This is a genomic window from Aeromonas cavernicola (assembly GCF_002795305.1).
Taxonomy (GTDB): Bacteria; Pseudomonadota; Gammaproteobacteria; order Enterobacterales; family Aeromonadaceae; genus Aeromonas; species Aeromonas cavernicola.
In genome coordinates this window covers 1-1,080 of sequence record NZ_PGGC01000120.1, presented here as the reverse complement: position 1 = coordinate 1,080, position 1,080 = coordinate 1, and the positions used below count along the sequence as shown (strand labels likewise).

Annotated in this window: 2 protein-coding genes; one reads left to right on the top strand and one right to left on the bottom strand. The window is 49.6% G+C overall.

Going from position 1 to position 1,080, the window contains the following annotated elements; translation table 11 throughout:
* Nucleotides 1-179: integrase core domain-containing protein (locus CUC53_RS13230; RefSeq protein ID WP_157798276.1), on the top strand; the 179-nt coding region annotated here is incomplete at its 5' end.
* Between the two features lie 178 nt (nucleotides 180-357).
* Here the strand turns inward: CUC53_RS13230 and CUC53_RS13225 are convergent.
* Nucleotides 358-1,052, bottom strand: a protein-coding gene (locus CUC53_RS13225; protein WP_236757923.1) for an IS1 family transposase whose coding sequence is annotated in 2 segments (ribosomal slippage) — nucleotides 358-806 and nucleotides 806-1,052 — 696 coding nt in all. Because the reading frame shifts where the segments join, the coding sequence is not laid out codon by codon here.
* Nucleotides 1,053-1,080: the final 28 nt, after the last annotated feature.

Here is a 1,080-nt window from a genome sequence, read left to right as displayed (position 1 = left end):
GCTGGGATAACGCACCGATGGAGCGGCTATTTCGTAGTTTGAAAAGTGAATGGGTTCCTGAGCATGGCTACAAAAATGTGGTCGATGCCAGGGAGAGTATCAGTGAGTATTTGATGGGCTATTACAGCAACATTCGTCCCCATCACTACAACGGTGGTTTGACACCAAATGAATCTTAACTGCAGTATTGGGCTGCTTATAAAACCGTGGCCAGTTTTACTTGACCACTACAGGTGACTCATGCTTAGCTTCGTCCCAGATGCCAAAATGATGTGGCGATGATCTCTCACTGGGGACTTCTTAGAGCCCCACTTCAGTGCAATGATTAGCACATAAATAATTGGGTAACGCCTCCAATCAGTTGAAATGATGCCTTTCGATAAAGGCACCAATCACTTTCTCGTGGAGCTCAACGGAACGAGAGAAGCAGATGGTCTTGCGAGCCAATCGCTTGATGCGCGTCCTGAGCGTCAGGTTGTTACGCTCGATACGCTGGGTGAATATCTTCCCGGTCAGATGCATCTCGCTCGGTACCTCTCTGGCATAGCTTCCCCAGTCATCACTGGTGATAAAGCCTATCTGGAACGGAGAAAGCAGGCTCAGCAACCGACGGCATGTATCATCGTTGCGTGGGCCAAAGGTATAGGCCACGACTCGTTTTCTCTTGGTATCAAAAGCATACCAAAGCCAATGTCGATGCTGTTTATTGCCGACATAGGCCCATTGCTCATCAAGTTCACAGATAAGCGCCACGTCATCGAGCACCACCTTTTCGGTGGTTACTTGCCTTGGGGTGAGTTTTTTAGGGCGCGTATGACGGTGTTGATGCCAATCTTGAGGACGCGAGCAGTATCACGAACACCTGAGCCGTTGAAGGCCATATCAACAATCTTGTCTTTGACGCCAGGCTTGCGGGCTTCATAGGTGTAGGTGAGCTGAAACACGTGCACACAGACGGGGCAACGATAGCGAACATGGCCGGCAGGGGTCTTCCTGTGGCGATATACGTGGTCAGAGTTGCAGTGAGGGTAGTGAACGGTGATGGATGCCATGAATCTCAAAGGTACTCATTGTATCAAT